This is a genomic window from Streptomyces sp. iso_384 (assembly GCF_056172905.1).
Map to the genome: position 1 here is coordinate 6,225,754 of NZ_JBWBTT010000001.1, position 19,214 is coordinate 6,244,967.

Below are 19,214 nucleotides of genomic sequence, written 5' to 3' on the forward strand. Positions count from 1 at the left end.
CTGATCGCGTCAGAGGTGTTCGGGCGCACGGATACCGAGCAGGGACAGGCCGCCTGCCAGCACCGTCCCGGCGGCTTCGGCGAGAGCCAGCCGGGCACGGTGGGCGGCCGAGGGTTTCTCGTCACCGGCGGGCAGGGGCGGGCAGGAGTCGTGGAAGTCGAAGAACGCGTGCGCGACGGCTTCCAGCTGCCGGGCGACCCGGTCGGGCGCGCGGTGACGGGCCCCGGCGAGCAGGACACCGGGGTGGTCGGCGATGAGGTCGAGGAGGGGGCGGGCGGCGCGGTCGTACGCGGCGCCCCGGACGTCCTCGGCGGGCTCGGAGGGCTCGGAGGTGAAACCGAGGAGGGCGGCCCCCCGGGTGAGAGCGCGGGCCCTGGCGTGGGCGTACCGGACCCGGAAGAGCGGATTGGCCTCGCCCTGGACGAGCAGTTCGGGGCCGAGGGCGGGACGGTCGTGTCCGGCGGGCCGCAGGAGCCCCCAGCGGGCCGCGTCGGGCCCGAGCCGCTCCAGCAGCTCGCCCGCGGTGGCCCCGGCGGGGACGGGCCGGATCCCGGTGAGCGGTACGGGGAGCGCCCCGTGCACGTCGACGGTGACGCCGATGCGGTCCCAGTCCGGGTCGGACGGCTCCGTGCTGCTGACCCGGACCCGGGCGCCCTGGGCGACGAGGAGCCGGCGCACGGCATCGGCGGTGACGGCGGCGCGGACCTCCCGCGCGTGGTGGAGCTGAAGGATCTCGCCCCGGAGCGCGTCCCCGTGTCCGTACCCGAGGCCCTGTTCCCGTACGGCGGTGAGCACGGCCCGGTCGCTCTCGGCCGGGGCGTCGAGGGTGAAGCTCAGGAACCCCGGTCCGGTGATCTCGACCCGCCCGACGCCGGGTTCGGCGGCGACGCGTTCGCGCAGGATGCGGGCGACCTCCAGGGCGGGCAGCGCGGCGGGCCCGGCGAGCTGGAGCGCGACGGCGCAGGCGTAGTCGCCGCTGCCGCCGGGCCGGGTCCGCTCCACCCGCACGCGCGCGGGCACGGGTGCGCGCAACGCGTCCTCGTCGACCGCACGGCGCACGGCGTGCAGCACGGTCCGGGAGAGATCGGCGGGGGTCACGGGTCAAGCGTAGGTGAGAGAGGGGGGCACCTCGCGACCCGGTTTCGCCATCCGGTCAGCCGGCGGTGCTCCCCGCCCGCCCGGCACCGCGCCGCCCGTCCACCGGGGGGCCTTCCTCCCCGGTCACCAGCCGGCGCATGATCCGCACCAGCTCGCTCGGCTCGAACGGCTTCGCCAGGAACGCGTCGACCCCGGCCGCCACGCCCGCGTCGACCTCGTAGGCTGTACAGGCGCTGATGACGACGATGGGAAGACCGCGGGTCCGGGGGTCGGAGCGCAGTCGGGTGGCGGTCTCCAGACCGTCCAGCCGGGGCATCACGACGTCGAGGGTGATCGCGTCGGGCCGGACCCTCTCCACCAGGTCCAGGGCCTCGACACCATCGGCCGCGGTCACGACCTCGAAGCCCTCCAGCTCGAGATTGACCCTGATCAGCTGCCGGATGACCTTGTTGTCGTCGACAACAAGCACGCGGCCGTACGCCCCTGACACCCTTCGAGGGTAGGTCGGCCGGACGGGCGGCGTCCGGGTTTTGTCCACTTCCGCCCCGGACGGGTGGCCTCCACTTCCACGGCCCGCCCGACCGGGAGGAGAGCACGCGGAGCCACGGCGGAATACCTGTTCACGGACACCCCGCAGGAGCTGGTAGTGTTTCACCCGTCGCAGAGCAGCACCGCGATACGCCCCCGTAGCTCAGGGGATAGAGCATCGGCCTCCGGAGCCGGGTGCGCAGGTTCGAATCCTGCCGGGGGCACTTCCGGATTGAAGAACCGGACCAGCAGAGGCTGGTCCGGTTTTTTCGTGTTTCTTTCCTGTGCATGCCGCAGTCCCGTGAGGGCGAGCGGAATGTGGTCCGGCTCGCCCTCACGAGATCGGCGGGTCAGTACTTGCCGTCGACCGGGATCCAGCCGGACCAGGACTCGGGCTGGTAGAACTTGCCGGTGTCGCCGTCGTAGCGCAGGACGCGGAGGCGTACGTTCCCGGTCTCGCGGTAGTCCTTGTTGCAGGTCGCCCAGGTGTTCACGCCGAGCTTGTTGACGCAGACCTCCTCGGCGCGGCCGTAGTCGGTGTAGACGCCGACGGCCGCGGACATGCCGTCCTTCTTCGTGTCGCCCGCCCAGACGATGTCGCCGTTGTGCTGGAAGCAACCGCTGGAACCGTAGGCGGCGGTCGCGCCCAGGCAGGTGTTCGACGGTGGGGCGGCCTTGGCGGCCATCGTGCCCGCAGGTCCCGTCGTCTCGTCCTCGTCCGCCGGGAAGGGGATCTCCGTGCCGGGTTCCTGGGCGATACCTTCGACGATCTTCACGTCGGCGGGAAGCTGGATTTCCACGGGGGTCTCCGGGGCGTCGTCGGCGAGCGCCGGCGTCGCGGTGACGGCCGAGAGGGCGAGTGCCGACGCCCCGGCGAGAACGCTCAACTTAGAGCGCCAGTTTTCACGCATGCTTCACTACCCCCGCGCCTGACCTCTGTGGCGAGATCATCAATTATCACATGTGAACAGGGTGTGAGACTAAGAGATCGCTGTGACGGATGGAAGGGTCTTCTGTGACGTGAGAGGTCCATGGTGCGGGTGGTGTTCTCCGGCGCTCACCTCGCGGGCATGACGAAGGGGCGGGCACACCCGTGTGTACCCGCCCCTTCCGCGCAACGCGTTCACCGCACGGGAGGCTCCGTGGCCCGCTCTCCCTCGGTGATCTCGGAGAACGTGACGTCGACGGCGCACTCCGCCGGGATCTCGGCGGCGGACGTCGCGCACTTCGCGGGGCCGGTCGCCTCCTGGCCGCCCGTCTCGGGCGGGCCCGCCTGGCGCTTGCCCGTCTCGATGCTCTCCGCCAGACCTTCCACGGATGCCGGGGTGGAGGGGGCGGCGGGGCGCTGGGCGTCGGCGGTGTCCGACGAGGACGAGCAGGCCGCGACGCCCGCCGTGGCGCACAGGACGAGTGCGGCCGAGGCCGCGACGGTGCGAAAACGCATGAAGATCCCCCTACGCGGACGCCCGGACACCCGAGCCATCAGTTGATCCACGGTGTCACAGCGCGCGGCGCCGGGGGCGGAGAACCTGTGAAAAGGCCGGGCGGTGTGCGCGATACGCACAGCGGTTCCGGTGCGGCGCGACAGGCTTCCGGTCCTCACCGGAACTCCGTGCACCCTCAGGCCGCGGAAGTGGCTCTGTAGTCGGGGTCGTAGAGGCGCAGCATGGAGACGAAGCTGTCGAGCAGGTCGAGCTGTTCAGGCCTGAGCGCCGGGGCGTTGAAGTGCATGACCGTGTTGCGGACGTTCTTCACTCTGCCGAGCAGCCCGATGAAATGGTCCCGGTCAACGAGAGGCCAGCCGAGCTTGGCCCAGCGCACTTCGTCGTCCAGAAGACGGATGTACTCGCCGAACATCAACTCGTCGACGGACTTCCTCTTCTTGTGCACCTGCTGGACGTCGGAATCGTCGTAGACGCGCCCCAGACACCGCCGCAGTCTCCGCTCGATCTCACCCAAGGTGAAGAAGGGGCGGGCCACCGTGCCGAACTCGCCGGCGAGGTCGGCCGAAGTGACGATGCCGGTCACCCGTCCATCTGCGGCTCGGACGAGGACGAACTCGTGTTCACGAATGGTCGGCAGAACAGGCAGCAAATGCGCCGAGGCGTTGACAATCTCGTACTCGCTGCTGATCGCGCTGGCCAGACACATCTCGCGCCCGGTCGCGTGAATATGGGCAATCGATGCCCAAGTGACAACCCCATGGAGGGTCCCCGAAGCATCGATCACGGGAAGTTGCGAGTACCCGAACTCCACCATCCTGCCCATCGCGACGGACAGAGCCTCGTCGGGCGTGATCGATGTGACACTGTCGGCACACCGCAGGTCGTGCACCCGCATCGCCGTCTGCGGGAACTTGCCGACGGCTTCTTCGGCGGCGTCCGCCGGATCCTTCTCAGCATCGCCATCGCCATCGCCCGTACCGACACCGACACCGTGCTTGAGGCCGATCGGTACGACTTCGACCTCGACGTCCTGCGGGCCGGTCGCGAAGTCCGGCACCGTGGTCAGTCCAACGCTGGTCAGATCAAGTCGGATCTGCGGCACGGAGGCGTGGTCACGGACCCGGAAGCCCCATCGGGACAGAAGATCCCGGATCGACAGGGTCACGCCCTCCAGGCTCTTGAGCACGGCATCATCCGGCGTGGGCATCGTCCGCCCCCTCACGCACCGCGACCTTGCCCATCTCCCGTTCCACGAGTTCCAGGAGCCTGGCCGTCCGGTTTCGGTAGAAGCCCTCGAAGTCGTCGGCGCGCAGCGTCTTGGCGTCGATGAGGTGCGTGCCGACGATGTCGTCGAACCAGTCACCCGGGCTGCCGGTATGCCGTTCGAAGGAGGACAGGTACGCCGACGGCACGCTCGATCCCATCGCTTGCAGCGCCCTGTAGGACAGCGGCGTCTTGTTGACGATGCTGCTCATCCGTGTCCCGTCCACGCCGTTCTGCTCGAACCAGGACTTGGGGAAGACCTGCCGGATGTCCACGTACTGCCCGATCAGGAACTGTTCGTTGATTGGCTCCTCGTGGAAGAACCAGTCGATCACCCCCTCCTTGAGGAGCAGAGCGTGCACTCCCTTGTACGCGGCACTGTTACGCGAAGTGAGCCGATGCAGGCGCTGCTCCTGGAACGTCGCCTCCGTGATGGTGTCGGGCTCCGGACCGCCGTCCTTGATCCACCCGACCACCTGCTCCACGTCCCGGACGAAGCGGGTGTCCGTGACGCCTCCGTAGAGTTCGCCGAGCACACCGCACCAATACCAGCGCGCGAGCTTGTCCTGAACGTCCCGGTCCTCCACGAGGCTCCCGAGGAGGACACCGATCGCCGTGAGTGGCACGATCTGGGAGCCGTACGGCAGGTCACGCTCACGGAAGACATGCTGTGCCCCGAGGAACCGGCCGACCCAGGACAGCGCTTCAGCGGCCTTCGGCGCGATCCGGGTGTAGTCGGTGAGCGGCAGGTGCAGCAGGTCGCGGCGCTTACAGCTCACGGCCGGCGCGTTCGTCGCCCCCGGGTGCTCCGCAAGAAACGCCTGCTTGCGCTGATGTGTGCGAACCAGCGCGATGGACTGAAGGAAGTCCAGGCTGCTGAGCCCGGTCTCCTGACCGCCGTCCTTGTCCGTCGTCCCGAAGACCTGGTGCTCCGAGCACAACGTGCCCTTGATGGCCCGCCAGTCCTCGATGAGGCTGAAGTCCTCGCCCCCGTTGCTCTCCGCGTACTGCGCGTCACCGGCATAGGTCGCCGTGAGCAACTCGAAGACGTTGAGGACGACACCGCCGGTGTTCACTCGCTCGAACACGGAGCACACCGCTTCCTTGCGGGTCTCCTTGGGCAGGCGGATCAGCGGCACCTTGAACCCCTTGACGGTGTCGATCACCCTGGCCTGGAAGGCCGACCACAGGTCCCAGCGGTCTTCGGCGCCACTGACGTAGACCCGTTGCCACTTCCCGGTCTGGTCCGGCTGGAAGATCAGATTCAGTGGGAAGAGGCCACTGGTGCACTCCTTCTCCCGTGTGGTGAGGTCGCGTGGAGCGCTCCGGCCCAACGCGCCCCGCGCAACGCGGTCCTCAGGGACGGAGAGGATCGCCTCGTCCCGGTCCGCGGTATCGTCCACGGCTTTTGCGATGTCGATGTAGTACCAGCGCTTGAGCGGTCTGTTCCGGGCGCCCGTCGTCTCCACCGGACGCTCCGACTTGAGCGCCTGGAACAGAGACGTCAGCCGCTGCTGACCATCGAGCAACAGCTGCTCCGGGACGACCTGCGGGCCCACCTCGGTGCCATGTAACGGGCGCGCCTTGAACTGGGCTTCACCGCCCGTCTCCAGCGTCATCGCAACACCCAGCGGGTAGTCGAGCGTCACGGTCGCCAGCAGAGCGCTGATCCGGTCGTCGTCCCACTTCCACTGCCGTTGGAAGTCGGGAAGCTGGATCCTGCCGACAGCGACATCGTCCAGCATCTTGCTCAGGCTGGGCCCGTCGAGCGCCATCCCCACCCCCAGTGTCGAAGACGCTCCCCAGCGTCACGGAAGGGACATGCTAGCGGCACTTTCCCGTCTTCGCCCGGGCGCTCCGGTCGACCATTGATCGGACTTCGACAGGGCGAGCCCGGATCGACCTCTTCGTCCGCGGGTCGGACACCCAGCCCGCCCGCGGGGGGGCGGGTTCCGTGTTTCAGGACACCGGCAGCCCCGGCGCCGGGTAGGCGTCCATCAGCTCCTTCACCTCTTCGCGTACCTTCCTGATCGCGGCCTCGTCGCCCGTGCGTGCCGCGTCGACCGCCGTGGTGATCCAGGTGGCGACCGTGCCCATCGCGGAGGCGGGGACACCGCGGGAGGTGAGGGCCGGAGTGCCGATCCGGATGCCGGAGGGGTCGAAGGGCTTACGGGGGTCGTAGGGGACGGCGTTGTAGTTGACGACGATGCCCGCGCGGTCGAGGGCCTTGGCCGCGGTCTTGCCGGGGACGTCCTTGTCGGTGAGGTCGATCAGCAACAGGTGGTTGTCGGTGCCACCGGAGACCAGGTCGAAGCCGCGAGCGGCCAACTCCTCCCCCAGTGCGCGGGCGTTGGCCACGACCTGGTGGGCGTAGGAGCAGAAGCCCGCGGTGGCGGCTTCGCCGAGGGCGACCGCGATGGCGGCCGTGGTCTGGTTGTGCGGGCCGCCCTGGAGGCCGGGGAAGACCGCGCGGTCGATGGCGCGGGCGTGTTCGGCGGTGGAGAGCAGCATCGCGCCGCGCGGGCCGCGCAGGGTCTTGTGCGTGGTGGTGGAGACGACGTCCGCGTGACCGGCGGGGGAGGGGTGCGCGCCGCCCGCGATCAGGCCGGCGATGTGCGCGATGTCCGCGACCAGGACGGCGCCCGTCTCACGGGCGATCTCCGCGAAGCCCGCGAAGTCGATCGTGCGGGGAACGGCCGTACCGCCGCAGAAGATGAGCTTGGGCCGTTCGGCGAGGGCCAGGTCACGGACCTCGTCCAGGTCGATCCGGCCGGTGTCCCGGCGGACTCCGTACCGGACACCGCGGAACCAGCGGCCGGTGGCCGAGACGTCCCAGCCGTGCGTGAGGTGGCCGCCCATCGGCAGGGACATGCCGAGGACGGTGTCGCCGGGCCGGAGGAAGGCCAGGTAGGCGGCGAGGTTGGCCGGGGAGCCGGAGTACGGCTGGACATTGGCGTGCTCCATCCCGAAGAGGGCCTGGGCGCGGCGGATCGCCAGCGTCTCGACCTGGTCGATGACCTGCTGGCCCTCGTAGTACCGCTTGCCGGGGTAGCCCTCGGAGTACTTGTTCTGGAGCACGGTGCCCGAGGCTTCGAGCACGGCGGCGGAAACGTAGTTCTCGCTGGGGATCAGCCGCAGGGTGTCGGCCTGGAGGCGTTCCTCCGCACCGATCAGGACGGCCAGTTCAGGGTCGGACGCGGTGAGGGCCGGATGGTGTGACGCGGTGGCGAGTGTGGTGGTGATGGGCCGGGTGGTCATGGAAGAAGTCCTTCCGGGTCGGCCGCCGTACGCGGCGTGGACCCGGATGCCCAGGCGGACGGCTCTCCGGAGACGACGCCCCGGGCGCACCCGGGGTGTGCCGCTTCCTCGTGGTCGATTCCACGGAGCGCCCCTGCCGGGGCGCGCGCCAGTCGCGGCTTTCGGCAGTCTAGAGGGTGGGTCGGCGCGGGGGTGGCACGGCGTACCAAGAGGCTGCCGCAACCGCGCGTGATCGGTGACAGAACGGGGCAGATTCCCGGTGACTTTTTCGGCTGACTTTTTCGGCTCGACGGTGGGGGACCGTTATGGAGTCCGGTGATCGTTACGGCGTTGCGGGGTACGGGGCCTACAGGCCCGGAGCCGGTGGGCCCGTACCGCCGCCTCCTTCCCATGCGCCTTCCGTCGGGCCGACGCCGCCCGGTGCGGCTCTGCGCGCGGTCGGGGCCGCGTTGCTCAATCTGACCGGAATCGGCCTGGGTTACGCCCTGTTGGGGCGCTGGGTGCGGGCTGCCGGGTGCTGGGCGGCCACGGCGGTGCTGCTGTGGGTGGCGTTGCCGGCCGATCCGGACGGGGTGCCCGCGGGTGTGCTCGTCGGGTATCTGCTGGTGCTGGTGCTCGCCGCCGCCGACGGGGCCCGGATCGCCCGGCGTTCGGCGCTGGGCGGGGCGTGGCGGCCCGTCCTGGCGGTCGGGCTCGGGGTGGTGCTGCTGGCCGTGCCGGCGGGCGGGGCGGTGGTGTACGGCTCAGCGCGGGACGAGGCGCGGGAGCAGATGCTGCTGGACCGGCTGGCGGCCGGGGACGAGCGGGTCGCGGTGGCCTCGCGGCAGCCGTTCGGTTCGGCCAGGGGTGAGTACGAGAAGGGGCTCGGCGTCTATCGCGCGCTCGGCGACGACCATCCCGGCTCCCGGGCCGCCAAGCTGGTCCCGGACCGCCTGAAGAGGTATTACGACGCCGTCTCCGCCCCGTACGCGAAGAAGCGGCACTGCGAGGCCGTGGAACCGTTGACCTATCTGCGCGGCCTGCCCGACTCGGTCGACGTGAAGCTCCTCGGGGCCTTGGCCGCCTGGCCGGACGAGCCCCTCGCCGAGTCGCTGTACGGCTGCGGCGTCTCGCGCCTGGGCGCGGCGGGCGGGGGCGGCACGGAGCTGGGCGAGTTGCTGCGTACGTTCCCCGATTCCGCGTCCGCGCAGCAGGTGGGGCCGGAGATCAGCCGGCGGATCAAGGCCCAGGTGAAGGCGGTGAAGGGGGCAGAGCCGTGTGCGGCCACCGGGGTGCTGCGCAGCCTCGGCGCCACCGCGTCCTCACTCCCCGCCGAAAGCGTGAAGTCGCTGCGCGCCGATGCCGACGCGGGTGTCAAGGACGGCTCGTACGCCTGCGGGGTCGACCAGTTCAAGGACAGGAAGTTCGGCGAAGCGCGCACGACGCTGACCGATTTCGCCCGGACGTACAAGAGCGACGGGCGGGAGCGGCAGGCGCGGGACATCGCCATCGCCGCGGAGATAGCCGACGACCGGCCGGCTGCGGGCAAGCGGCTGCCGCCGTCGAAGCGGCCCGGCGGGGCCCGGATGGAGCTGGTCATCAGCAATGACGCGCCGAACACGGTCGAGGTGCTCTACACCGGCCCGGTCACCGGCACCGTCACGCTGAAGGCCTGTGCCGGCTGCAAGCGGTACAGCGCCTCCGACGGAGCGCGGCAGGCCTGCAAGGCGGGCGGCAGGAACTACCCGAAGGCACGCCTTCAGCTGCCCGCCGGGGAGTACCACTTCCTCTACAAGCACGGCACGGGCGTGACCGCCCGGGTGGACAGCTACTCCTCCGGCACGAAGGTCCAGCCGGGCTACACCTACACCAGTTGCACGTACGTCATCGAGCGGAGCCCGTTCGACCTGGACCTGCCGCTGCTCCCGGACCCGATCCAGCCGGTGCTCAGCCCTTGGGGCGCGGGCTCTTCTCGATGACCCGGCCGTCCAGCTCGGCGGTGAGGAAGGCGCCGCCGTGCGAGTCGGAGACGTAGACGCGCAGCACCGGGCGGTCTTCGTGGAAGGGCGAGCTGGGGTCCACGATCACGTAACGGCTCTCCGGCTCGTCGACGTTGAGCGTCCTCTCCGCCGTCTTCAGCAGGGCGGGCAGCGCGTCCCAGTCGACGGAGTCCAGGTCGATCGTCGCGGACCCGGACATCAGGGTGCCGCCCATGTCGTCGTTCTTCGCCCGGCCGTCGCGGTAGCTGAAGCGGTCGTACAGCGCGGCGTTGGACTTCAGCGGCGCCTCGGCGGAGGCGTGTTCGCCGTAGAGGGTGAAGTCGGTGACCTTCGTTCCGCCCATGAGCGGCTTCAGCGCCTTGATCGCGGCCCGCGCTCCGTCCGGGGTCAGCAGGTTCTCGGCCTCCGGTACGTCCTTCTCGTCGGACGGGTCGGACGCGCCCGCACCGTCGGAGCCGCCGGAACCGTCGGCGGCCGGGTCCGGAGCCGGAGTTGATGCCTGCGTTGCGCCGGCGCTGTCGCGGGGACGGCCGTGGCTGTCGGAGCCCTTGGAGAACGGGTCCACCATCCAGAGGATGACGCCCGCGATGACCACGGCCGCGACGACGGACGAGGCGGCGCTGATCATCCGGACCCGGCGCAGGACCCGGCGCTCGCGCTCTTCCGGGATGCCTGGGGCGCCGGGAGTGCCCGAGGTGGCGGACGGTCCGGTGACGACCTGTTGGTAGCCGTGGCCGTAGCCCGTCGGTACGCGGTCCTCCGGCGCGGCGGGCGCAGACACGGAGGCCGTCTGCGTGGGCGTGGTGTGCACGGACGCCGGCCGTTCCCGTACGGGCTCCGTGGGCGTCGGGGCCGCGCTCCCGCCGGTCCGCACGGCCTCGGCCAGCATGCGGTCGAGGGCCTCGGCGCCAGGGCGGGCCGGAATGTTCCGGGTGAGGAGTGCGCTCAGCACCGGGGTGAGGGCCCCGGCCCGTACCGGCGGCGGGATCTCCTCGTCGAGCACGGCGGCCAGCGTGGCCAGGGTGGTGGCCCGGCGCAGCGGGTGGCGGCCCTCGACGGCGACGTACAGCATCATGCCGAGCGACCAGAGGTCGGAGGACGGGTCGCCCTCGGTGCCCCGGATGCGCTCGGGGGCTATGTAGTCGGGCGAGCCGATGAGGGCGCCGGTGGCGGTGAGGCTCGTCGACTCCCGGATCGCGGCGATACCGAAATCGGTGAGGACGGGGCGGCCGTCGGTGCGCAGGAGCACGTTGGCGGGCTTGACGTCACGGTGCTGGATACCGACCGCGTGGGCGGCGCGGAGGGCGGAGAGGATGCCGCGCCCCAGTTCGGCGGCCTCGGCGGGCGCCATGGGCCCGGCGGCGAGCCGTTCGTGCAGCGAGGAGCCGGCCACCAGCTCCATCACGATCCACGGGTAGCCCTCCTCGCCGGGGTCGACGATGTGGTGGACGGTGACCACGTTGGGATGGTCGACCCGGGCCAGGGCGCGGGCCTCACGCAGCACCCGGGCACGCAGCGTGCGGGCGCCTTCGGGGTCGTAGTCCGCGAGCGCCGGGTCCGGGGGCCGGACTTCCTTGAGCGCGACATCGCGGTGGAGCGCCTCGTCCCGGGCCCGCCAGACCATGCCCATACCACCACTGCCGAGCCGCTCCACCAGCGTGAAGCGGCCGTCGATCACCCGTCTCGCAGGGGCCTCTTCGCTCATGGGCCGTAGCGTACGGGGGGCGTACGACAGCGGGTTGCGGGGGCGGGGGCCGGGAGCGGGCCGGGCCGGCGGCACCACGTCTCGGCTGCGAGCAGTCCGCGTGTACCTCTCAGGCCGAGGCGCGTTTGCGGGTGGCGGCTGTCTTCTTGGCCGTGGTGCCGCCGCTCGACGACGTCTGCTTCTTCGCCGCGGTCTTCTTTCCGGTCGCCCGGCCTCCGCCGCCGCTGGCCCCCGAACTCGCACCGCCTCCCGACGACTTCTTCGCCGTCGACGTGGATTTCTTCGCGCCGGTGGACTTGGGGGCGGACTTCTTCGTCGTGGAGCTTCCGGAGCGGGTGACCGTCTTGCCGGTCGGGGTGCGGTGCGTGGTCTTCTTCGTGGCGCCCCCGGACGACCTCGCCGATGTCTTCCCGGGGGACCCTCCGGAGGTCTTTCCCGCGGACCTTCCGGTGGACTTCCCGGCGGTCTTCTTGATGGCGTGGACGTCGGCCATCTCGCCGTCGCCGTCGTCCGCGTCCTGCTCATCGGCGCCCTGCTCGCCCCGGGACTTCCTGGCCGCCTGCACGCTGTTCTCCAGGGCCGCGATCAGGTCGATGACCTTGCCGCCGCCGGCGTCCTCGGTCTCGGCAGGGCGCACGCTCTCGCCGGAGGCCTTCGCGGCGATGAGTTCCTCCACCGCCTCCCGGTAGTCGTCGTGGAGGCTGTCCATGTCGACCTCGCCGAGCGTGTCCATCAGGGCGTCCGCCAGGTCGAGTTCGGCGTCGCGGACCGTGACGTCGCCGTCCGGGGCGACGCCCTCGGGGGCGCGGATCTCGTCCGGCCACAGCAGGCCGTGCATGGCGATCACGTCGTCGACGACGCGGAGCATGCCGAGCCGTTCGCGGCCGCGCAGCGCGTACTTGGCGACGGCGACCTTGTTGCTGCGCTTGAGGGCCTCGCGGAGCAGGGTGTACGGCTTGGCGGCCGGGACGCCGTTGGCGGAGAGGTAGTACGCCGCGTCCATCTGGAGCGGGTCGATCTGGTCGGCGGGCACGAAGGCGACGATCTCGATGGTCTTCGCCGTGGGCAGCGGGAGCTGGGCGAGGTCCTCGTCGGTGATCGGGATCATCGTGCCGTCGGCGTCCTCGTAGGCCTTGCCGATGTCGCCGGTCCCGACCTCCTCCTCGTCCAGTTCACAGACCTTGCGGTACCGGATCCGGCCACCGTCGGCGAGGTGGATCTGCCGGAAGTGGATCGAGTGGTTCTCGGTGGCGTTGACCAGCTTGATCGGGATGCTGACCAGCCCGAAGGAGATCGCTCCGTTCCATATGGACCTCACCGTTCACCCCTTGTCGACCGTCAGGGACTCTCTGCCAGACAGAGACGCTTTAGCCCGATTTCGTGTGACTCTTATCGTATGACGCCGATCACCGAGGTGGAGGGGCGACGGGTCTCGCTCAGCAATCTCGACAAGGTTCTGTATCCGGCCACCGGGACGACCAAGGGCGAGGTGCTGCACTACTACGCGGCCACGGTGAGCGGCGTGATCCTGCCCCATCTGCGCGACCGTCCGGTGTCCTTCCTGCGGTATCCGGACGGGCCGGGCGGCCAGCTCTTCTTCACCAAGAATCCGCCGCCCGGTACGCCCGCCTGGGTGGCCACCGCCGCCGTTCCCCGGAGCGAGGACCGGAACGCCCGGCAGGTGGTCGTGCAGGATCTGGCCTCGCTGATGTGGGCGGCCAACCTGGTGGTGGAGTTCCACACCCCGCAGTGGCGCACGGACGCGCCGGAGATCGCCGACCGGATGGTCTTCGACCTGGACCCCGGCTCCCCCGCGACCGTCGTGGAGTGCTGCACGGTGGCGCTCTGGCTGCGGGAACGGCTCGCGGCCGACGGGCTGGCTGCGTACGGGAAGACGTCCGGGTCCAAGGGGCTGCATCTGCTGGTCCCGCTGGAACCCACCCCCTCCGGCGAGGTGTCCGCGTACGCGAAGCGGCTCGCGGTGGAGGCGGAGGCGGCCCTGCCGGGGCTGGCGCTGCACCGGATGAAGCGCGCCCTGCGGCCGGGCAAGGTCTTCGTCGACTTCAGCCAGAACGCCGCGGCGAAGACGACCGCCACGCCCTACACCCTCCGGGCCCGGCCCGAGCCCACCGTCTCGGCCCCGGTCGGCTGGGACGAGATCGCGGGGTGCCGGGAGGCCGGGGCCCTGGTGTTCCGCGCCGGGGACATGGCAGCGCGGCTGGACCGGCACGGCGATCCGCTCGCCCCGCTGAACGATCCGGAGCAGGCACGTCCGCTGCCCCGCACCACCGAATCATCTTGACCGGGTCATGACCTCGTTACGGCCCGAGGAAAGGCCACAAGTGGCGGGTGGATTGTCGGAGCCGTGGTGCACACTCTGCGCAGGCGCTTTCTACGGGGCGCGCCGGGAGGGGTGTGACGGACAGGGCGCGCCACCGTGCGCGCCGGTCCGGGCGCTGTCGTGATCGTGGGGAGGGGATGGCGTGTTCTCGGGGATCGATGAGGTCGACTGGGCTTCGATGGAGCATGCCTACGGGCCTGCCAACGATGTGCCGGAGCTGCTGCGGGGGCTCGCCTCCGACGATCCGGCGGAGCGGGAGGCGGCGCTCGACGGTATGTACGGCGCGGTGCACCACCAGGGCGATGTGTACGCGTGCACGCTCGCGTGCATCCCGTTCCTGTTCGAGCTGGTCGCGGATCCGGGCGTGCAGGACCGGGGCGGTGTGGTCGAACTGCTCACCAGCATCGGCGGCTTCGACCTCGACGAGGACGACGAGGCGGAGATCGACGAGGACGAGATCGAGGGCGCCGCGAACTACGCGATGGCGGCCGCGGCGGTCACCGCGGGCGCGGGGGTGTTCTTCGAGCTGATCGCCGACGAGGACCCCGGCGTACGGCTCGCGGCCCCGCTGGCGCTCGCCACGCTGCACCGGCACCCCGTGCGGGTGCTCGCGCTGCTGCGGGAGCGGCTGCCGGTGGAGCCCGACGAGGAGGTGCGGCTCGCCCTGGTGGAGGCGGCCGGCCGGGTCGCGCTGCGGCACCGGCCGCTGGCGGGGCGGGCCGCGGAGTGGCTGGGCCGGCTGGCGTCCCGGGCGCACTCGCCGGGGCTGCGGCTCGCGGCCCTGGCGCAGTTGGCGCGGTGTTCGCCCGACGGGCTGCCCGGTGATGTGGTGCCGGTGGTCTCGGGGCTGCTGCGCGAGATGCGTTCGGCGTCGGACGAGCCCACCACCCCGGGAGGGGCCGCCGCGCCGGAGAGCGACGCCGCGCGGGCGGGGGACGAGCCGGACGCCGGCCCGGACCCGCAACCGGACGCGGAGCCCGCGGACCCCGAGCCGGCGGCCCCGGCGGAGACCGGGCGGGGCGAGCACGTCGTGACGCCGACGCTCGTGGGGCAGCTGCGGTCGCTCTCCGCCGAGGAGAACGCCGGACCCGGCACCCCCTGGGCCGCCGATCTGCTGCGCACCCTGCACGTCGGCCTCGACGACCGGGTGGGCGACCGCACCGCGCTGCTCGCCGACCAGTTGCGCAGCCCCGACCGCCGCCAGCGGATCGACGCCGTACGGATGAGCGGCGGGCTCATACGGGCCTGGCGCGGCCCGTACGAGGAGCTGGTGGCGCTGGTGGGCGATCAGCTCGCCGATCCCGAGCCCCGCCTGTCCGAGGCCGCGTCCCATGTCCTGGAGGAGCTGTTCGGCCTCGCCGCGCCCGCCGCCGACGCCCTGGCCGCCCGGCTGGCCGCCGATCCCGGGAGCTGGGTGAAGACCTGGGCCGGCGGTCCGCCCGGGCTCGGCTCCACCGTCAAGGCCCTGGCCCGTCTCGGCGACGCCCGTGCGGTGCCCGCGCTCGCGGCGGCGCTGGAGCTGCCGCAGGTGGCGCACGACGTGGGGTTCGCGGTGGGCCATCTGGGCGAGGCGGCCCGGCCGCTCGCCGGGGCGCTGCGGCGCAGGCTCGCGGAGGTGGAGCTGGACGAGGGCGCCTACGACCGGGCGAGCCCGCTGCTGGCCGGGCTGACCGGGCTGCGGGCGGGCGAGGCGGCCCCCGAGGTGCTGCGGGTGCTGCGCGGGGCGCCGGAGTACCGGGGCGAGTGGCTGCGTACGGCGGCGCTGCGGGCGCTGGGTTCGTTCGGGCCCGCGGCGCACGAGGCGGTCCCCGAGCTGCGGGCGCTGATCCGCCGCCCGGGGACGGCCTCCGCGACGGAGGCGGCCGAGGCGCTGTTCGCGATCTCCGGGGACGCCGATGCGGTGCTGCCGGTGCTGGTCGAGGGCCTCCAGTCGGACCAGGTGCACGACCGGCGGGCGGCGGCGACGGCGCTCGGATCGCTCGGGCCGCGCGCCGCGGTGGTCGCGCCCCGGCTGCGCGGGCTGCTGGCGCACGAGGAGCTGTGGCTGCGGGTGGACGCGGCGGTCGCGCTGTGGGAGGTGACCGGCCGGCCGCGGGAGACCACCGAGGCGCTGCTCGCCGGCTGGGAGCGGAGCCGTCATGTCCGGGTCCGGGTGGCAGAATGCGTGGCACGGATGGGGCCGGTCCCGGAAGGGTCGGCCGCAGCACACGTCCTGCGGAGCGAACTCGCCTCCGTACGCCGTCACAACGCGATGGACGGCGGGTACGGCAGTCATGACATCCACGAGGACGAGAAGCTCCTGGAGCTGTGCCGACGGGCGCTCCGGGGGACGGGGAAAGGGACCACGGCATGATCATTTTCGGTACCAAGGGCTATCTCTACCAGCTGGCCGTCCTGACGATGGTCTGCGGCTGGTGCGGCAATCCGGCGGCGCACACCCTGCGCAAGCGGGTCACGAAGTTCACGCTGTTCTTCGTGCCGCTGTTCCCGTTCTCGACGAAGTACGCCACGCAGTGCACGTTCTGCGGCGGGGAGCGGCAGATACCCAAGGAGGAGGCGGACCGGCTGCTCGCCCAGGCCGCGGCCGGGCAGGACGGCAACGCCTACGGCCAGGCCCCGCAGCAGCCCGGCGTCACACCGCCCGGACAGAACCCGTACCAGCGCTGACCCCGCGGCGACCGTAGGGTCACGCACCGTCACGCAACGGCGCGAACCGGGCATTGCGCACGGCCGTCCGATTAGGGTGTGAAGCCTCTGTCGTCGAGGAGGAGGCGAGCCGTGCGCCCGCACCGCGTCCCGGCGGCGAACCGTGCCGTCGTGTTCGCCGTCGCCGCGCTCGCCCTGCTGTCCGGCTGCGGCGGGGCCGGCGGGCTGAAGAGCGCCGGGGACGCGCCGTCGGCCGTCGAGCCCAAGCACCTCTGGCCGGATCTGCCGCCCGCCTCCTCCGCCCCGTACGACTACGGCGAGGGCGAGACCGCGCGCATCCCGGGCATCCGGGTGACCGGCGGCGATGTGCGCCGGCTGGACCCGGTGACCGTGGCGCAGGCCGGCCTGAAGGCCAGGACGAACCGGGGCAGCGGGCTGGACGAGCTGCCGGACGCGACCGTCCGGCAGATCAAGGCGTGCCGGACCGCCCCGGACGACTGCCCGGTGCTCGCGCCGTACTACCGCGACCTGACCGGCGACGGCAGGGACGAACTGGTGCTCGGCATCCGCATGCCCGATCGGCAGCTCGCCGTGCGCGTGTACATGCCGGACAAGGGCGGGCTGACCCGGATCATGTCCACCTACGACGCCGTCATCAGCGTGGAGCTGGCGGGCCGGGACGTGATCATGCGGGCTCCGTCGGTGATCCCGGGGTACGAGTACCGCACCGCGTGGTCCTGGGACGACCGGCAGCGCGCGATGCTGCCCACCCGGGACGAGATCCTCCGGACGCCCGAGCACCGGAAGGCCCCGAAGCCGCGGCGCACGCCGACGCCGTCCGCCGGCTCCGCCACCCGTACGCCTTCGGAAGCGCCCTCGGAAACGCCTTCGGAAACCTCTTCGGAAGCGCCTTCCGCGTCACGTTCCGCATCACCGGCGGAGACGTCATGAGACGTCGGCGCCGCCTCCGCTCGCCTTCCTGGACCGCGAGCCTCACCTGGAAGTCCGCGGTCTTCCTGACCGCCATGTGCTGCACCCTGGCCGCCCTCCTCGGCGTCCTGGTGCACACCGCGGTCACCCGGCAGACCGTCGACCACGCCCGCGAGAAGGCGCTGGCCCGGCTGGAAGTGGTCACCGACGCGTACGAGGCCGGGGAGCCACTGCCCCGGGGGTCCGGCATCGACCCGCCGGGCCTGCCCGCGTCGCTGCGGGCCCTGGCGGCGGGCGGCGAGCGCGGCACCGTGGTCGCGGACGGGCCGCACCGGCCGGGCGACCCGGACGGTCAGGGCGGCCCCGCCATGTGGGCGGCGGGCCCGGCGGACGGGCGGGCGCTGGCCACCTGGACGGACTACAGCCACAGCGCCCGCACCATCGGCGGCCTCGACCGGGCGATCATCGGCTCCTCGCTGCTGGCCATCGCCGCCACGCTGCTCGTCGGGCTGTTCGCCGTCGGCCGGGTGACCCGCAGGCTCCACCAGAGCGCCCGGGTGGCCCGCCGGATCAGCGCGGGCGACCTCGACGCCCGGGTGAACGACCCGCGCACCGCGCGTCCGGTCCGTGCCCAGGACGAGGTGGCGATCGTGGCGGGCGCACTCGACACCATGGCCTCGACCCTCCAGCGCAAGCTCCAGACCGAGCAGCGGTTCACCGCCGACGTGGCGCACGAGCTGCGCACCCCGCTGACCGGTCTGTCGGCCGCCGCCGAACTGCTGCCGCCGGGCCGCCCGGCGGAGCTGGTGCGCGACCGGGTGAAGGCCATGCGGGCGCTGACGGAGGACCTGCTGGAGATCTCCCGCCTGGACGCCCGTACCGAACAGGTCGACCTCGCCGTGCACGATCTCGCGCCGGTGGTGGAGCGGGTCGTGCGGGCCTCGGGCACCGACACCGAGGTACGGGTGAGCGGCGCGGCAAGGGTGGAGACCGACCGGCGGCGCCTGGAGCGGGTGCTCGGCAACCTGGTCGCCAACGCCCACCGGCACGGAGGCCCTCCGGTGGTGCTGAGTGTGGACGGCGCGGTGGTCTCCGTACGCGATCACGGCCCGGGGTTCCCGGCGTATCTGCTGGACGGCGGGCCGCAGCGGTTCCGCACGGACGGCGCGGGCAAGGGCCACGGTCTCGGGCTGACCATCGCCCTCGGCCAGGCCCAGGTCATCGGCGCCCGGCTGGACTTCGCCGATCCGCCGGACGGCGGGGCGCTCGCCCGGTTGACCCTGCCGGAGTACGTGAGGCTCGACGACGGGGATTCCGGCGGGAATCCGGGCCAGGACGGGGGCCCGGAGGGCACGGACACCCCGGACGGCTCAACGGAGGACCGCCCTCACGCATCGTGACGCGTTGCGGACTATAAGTGGCGAACTTAGCGTGACGAGCACGAGCCCAGCTCGTGTCCCCCACGGTCCCGTTCCTCATCGTATGGAGGCAGCATGTCCCCCCTGTCCCGCCCCTCGCGGCTCCGCCGGCTCGGTCTCTGCGTCGCCACCGGCACGCTCGCGGCGCTCACCGCCGCCGCTCCCGCCGCCATGGCGGCCGACCCCCAGCCGGTCGGACAGCGCGCGGAGGCCACCGCGCCGGACCCGACGTCCGACGAGCTCTCCGCCTCGGCTCTCCAGCGCGAGCACGAGGCGCAGCAGAAGGAGGCCCGCCAGGAGGCGCAGCAGCAGGGCCAGGCCAAGCCCCAGGCGCCCAAGCGGACCTACAAGGGACGGGTCATCGCCAAGCCGTACCTGCTGCTCCGCGACAAGCCGACCCGCAGCAGCCGCATCGTCGGCTCGGTGAAGTACGGCTCGGTCGTGCACATCTTCTGCAAGACCCAGGGCGACAACGTCGACGGCAACAACCGCTGGTACCTGCTGACCGACGGCACCTGGGCCTGGGGTTCGGCGCGCTACATCGAGAACATCGGCTCCGCGCCGAAGTGGTGCTGACCTCTCGTCACCCGCACACCCGCGTGT

General features: G+C 71.8%; 16 protein-coding genes and 1 tRNA gene. 8 read left to right on the top strand and 9 right to left on the bottom strand.

The features are described 5' to 3' along the window. Positions 1–9: 9 nt before the first annotated feature. Complete coding sequence (gene nrtL / locus AC0VY3_RS27795) at positions 10–1,098, bottom strand: ArgS-related anticodon-binding protein NrtL (RefSeq protein WP_475550864.1); 1,089 nt, start codon at positions 1,096–1,098, stop codon at positions 10–12. A gap of 55 nt (positions 1,099–1,153) precedes the next feature. After that, positions 1,154–1,567, bottom strand: coding sequence for a response regulator (locus AC0VY3_RS27800; RefSeq protein WP_475550865.1), 414 nt, complete (start codon positions 1,565–1,567; stop codon positions 1,154–1,156). 211 nt (positions 1,568–1,778) lie between these two features. Here AC0VY3_RS27800 and AC0VY3_RS27805 point away from each other — a divergent pair. Then, positions 1,779–1,850, top strand: a tRNA-Arg gene (locus AC0VY3_RS27805). A gap of 126 nt (positions 1,851–1,976) precedes the next feature. Here the strand turns inward: AC0VY3_RS27805 and AC0VY3_RS27810 are convergent. The 5 genes from AC0VY3_RS27810 to AC0VY3_RS27830 all read right to left on the bottom strand — a co-directional run bounded on the left by AC0VY3_RS27810 (position 1,977) and on the right by AC0VY3_RS27830 (position 7,592). Next, positions 1,977–2,537, bottom strand: coding sequence for a hypothetical protein (locus AC0VY3_RS27810; RefSeq protein WP_103508038.1), 561 nt, complete (start codon positions 2,535–2,537; stop codon positions 1,977–1,979). A 212-nt stretch (positions 2,538–2,749) separates the two neighbouring features. After that, positions 2,750–3,070, bottom strand: coding sequence for a hypothetical protein (locus AC0VY3_RS27815; protein ID WP_475550866.1), 321 nt, complete (start codon positions 3,068–3,070; stop codon positions 2,750–2,752). A 176-nt stretch (positions 3,071–3,246) separates the two neighbouring features. Continuing rightward, on the bottom strand, positions 3,247–4,278 hold the full coding sequence (locus AC0VY3_RS27820; RefSeq protein ID WP_475550867.1) for a CBS domain-containing protein: 1,032 nt from the start codon (positions 4,276–4,278) through the stop codon (positions 3,247–3,249). After that, positions 4,262–6,079 carry a DUF262 domain-containing protein gene (locus AC0VY3_RS27825; protein WP_258047072.1) on the bottom strand — a complete coding sequence of 606 codons (1,818 nt, stop codon included), beginning with the start codon at positions 6,077–6,079 and terminating at the stop codon, positions 4,262–4,264. Before AC0VY3_RS27825 ends, AC0VY3_RS27820 begins: the two co-directional genes overlap by 17 nt. 214 nt (positions 6,080–6,293) lie before the next feature. Then, positions 6,294–7,592 carry a serine hydroxymethyltransferase gene (locus AC0VY3_RS27830; RefSeq protein WP_103508034.1) on the bottom strand — a complete coding sequence of 433 codons (1,299 nt, stop codon included), beginning with the start codon at positions 7,590–7,592 and terminating at the stop codon, positions 6,294–6,296. A 305-nt stretch (positions 7,593–7,897) separates the two neighbouring features. Between AC0VY3_RS27830 and AC0VY3_RS27835 the strand changes: the two genes are divergently transcribed. Then, positions 7,898–9,550 carry a hypothetical protein gene (locus AC0VY3_RS27835; RefSeq protein WP_475550868.1) on the top strand — a complete coding sequence of 551 codons (1,653 nt, stop codon included), beginning with the start codon at positions 7,898–7,900 and terminating at the stop codon, positions 9,548–9,550. On the opposite strand, the gene AC0VY3_RS27840 is transcribed toward AC0VY3_RS27835, so the two are convergent. Both AC0VY3_RS27840 and ku read right to left on the bottom strand, forming a co-directional pair. Then, positions 9,519–11,276 (bottom strand): serine/threonine-protein kinase, encoded by a 1,758-nt coding sequence (locus tag AC0VY3_RS27840; RefSeq protein WP_475550869.1) that lies wholly within the window; start codon positions 11,274–11,276, stop codon positions 9,519–9,521. The genes AC0VY3_RS27835 and AC0VY3_RS27840 overlap by 32 nt on opposite strands. Before the next feature lie 109 nt (positions 11,277–11,385). After that, on the bottom strand, positions 11,386–12,594 hold the full coding sequence (gene ku, locus AC0VY3_RS27845) for a non-homologous end joining protein Ku (RefSeq protein ID WP_475550870.1): 1,209 nt from the start codon (positions 12,592–12,594) through the stop codon (positions 11,386–11,388). A gap of 78 nt (positions 12,595–12,672) precedes the next feature. Between ku and ligD the strand changes: the two genes are divergently transcribed. The 6 genes from ligD (at position 12,673) to AC0VY3_RS27875 (ending at position 19,187) form a co-directional block, all read left to right on the top strand. Then, positions 12,673–13,578, top strand: a complete 906-nt coding sequence (gene ligD / locus AC0VY3_RS27850; protein ID WP_475550871.1) for a non-homologous end-joining DNA ligase — start codon at positions 12,673–12,675, stop codon at positions 13,576–13,578. Between the two features lie 181 nt (positions 13,579–13,759). Beyond that, positions 13,760–15,970 carry a HEAT repeat domain-containing protein gene (locus AC0VY3_RS27855; RefSeq protein ID WP_475550872.1) on the top strand — a complete coding sequence of 737 codons (2,211 nt, stop codon included), beginning with the start codon at positions 13,760–13,762 and terminating at the stop codon, positions 15,968–15,970. Next, a complete protein-coding gene (locus AC0VY3_RS27860) occupies positions 15,967–16,284 on the top strand; it encodes a zinc ribbon domain-containing protein (protein ID WP_098026030.1) in 318 nt (105 codons plus the stop codon). Before AC0VY3_RS27855 ends, AC0VY3_RS27860 begins: the two co-directional genes overlap by 4 nt. Positions 16,285–16,395: 111 nt before the next feature. Next, on the top strand, positions 16,396–17,214 hold the full coding sequence (locus tag AC0VY3_RS27865; RefSeq protein ID WP_103507172.1) for a hypothetical protein: 819 nt from the start codon (positions 16,396–16,398) through the stop codon (positions 17,212–17,214). Next, on the top strand, positions 17,211–18,593 hold the full coding sequence (locus AC0VY3_RS27870; protein WP_475550873.1) for an ATP-binding protein: 1,383 nt from the start codon (positions 17,211–17,213) through the stop codon (positions 18,591–18,593). Before AC0VY3_RS27865 ends, AC0VY3_RS27870 begins: the two co-directional genes overlap by 4 nt. A gap of 93 nt (positions 18,594–18,686) precedes the next feature. Beyond that, positions 18,687–19,187 carry an SH3 domain-containing protein gene (locus tag AC0VY3_RS27875; RefSeq protein WP_103507476.1) on the top strand — a complete coding sequence of 167 codons (501 nt, stop codon included), beginning with the start codon at positions 18,687–18,689 and terminating at the stop codon, positions 19,185–19,187. Positions 19,188–19,214: the final 27 nt, after the last annotated feature.

Excerpts from the sequence above, each read along its gene's own strand:
- AC0VY3_RS27810 (WP_103508038.1), bottom strand. The coding sequence starts at position 2,537 with ATGCGTGAAAACTGGCGCTCTAAGTTGAGCGTTCTCGCCGGGGCGTCG.
- AC0VY3_RS27815 (WP_475550866.1), bottom strand. The coding sequence starts at position 3,070 with ATGCGTTTTCGCACCGTCGCGGCCTCGGCCGCACTCGTCCTGTGCGCC.
- AC0VY3_RS27820 (WP_475550867.1), bottom strand. The coding sequence starts at position 4,278 with ATGCCCACGCCGGATGATGCCGTGCTCAAGAGCCTGGAGGGCGTGACC.
- AC0VY3_RS27825 (WP_258047072.1), bottom strand. The coding sequence starts at position 6,079 with ATGCTGGACGATGTCGCTGTCGGCAGGATCCAGCTTCCCGACTTCCAA.
- AC0VY3_RS27830 (WP_103508034.1), bottom strand. The coding sequence starts at position 7,592 with ATGACCACCCGGCCCATCACCACCACACTCGCCACCGCGTCACACCAT.
- AC0VY3_RS27835 (WP_475550868.1), top strand. The coding sequence starts at position 7,898 with ATGGAGTCCGGTGATCGTTACGGCGTTGCGGGGTACGGGGCCTACAGG.
- AC0VY3_RS27840 (WP_475550869.1), bottom strand. The coding sequence starts at position 11,276 with ATGAGCGAAGAGGCCCCTGCGAGACGGGTGATCGACGGCCGCTTCACG.
- ligD (WP_475550871.1), top strand. The coding sequence starts at position 12,673 with ATGACGCCGATCACCGAGGTGGAGGGGCGACGGGTCTCGCTCAGCAAT.
- AC0VY3_RS27860 (WP_098026030.1), top strand. The coding sequence starts at position 15,967 with ATGATCATTTTCGGTACCAAGGGCTATCTCTACCAGCTGGCCGTCCTG.
- AC0VY3_RS27870 (WP_475550873.1), top strand. The coding sequence starts at position 17,211 with ATGAGACGTCGGCGCCGCCTCCGCTCGCCTTCCTGGACCGCGAGCCTC.
- AC0VY3_RS27875 (WP_103507476.1), top strand. The coding sequence starts at position 18,687 with ATGTCCCCCCTGTCCCGCCCCTCGCGGCTCCGCCGGCTCGGTCTCTGC.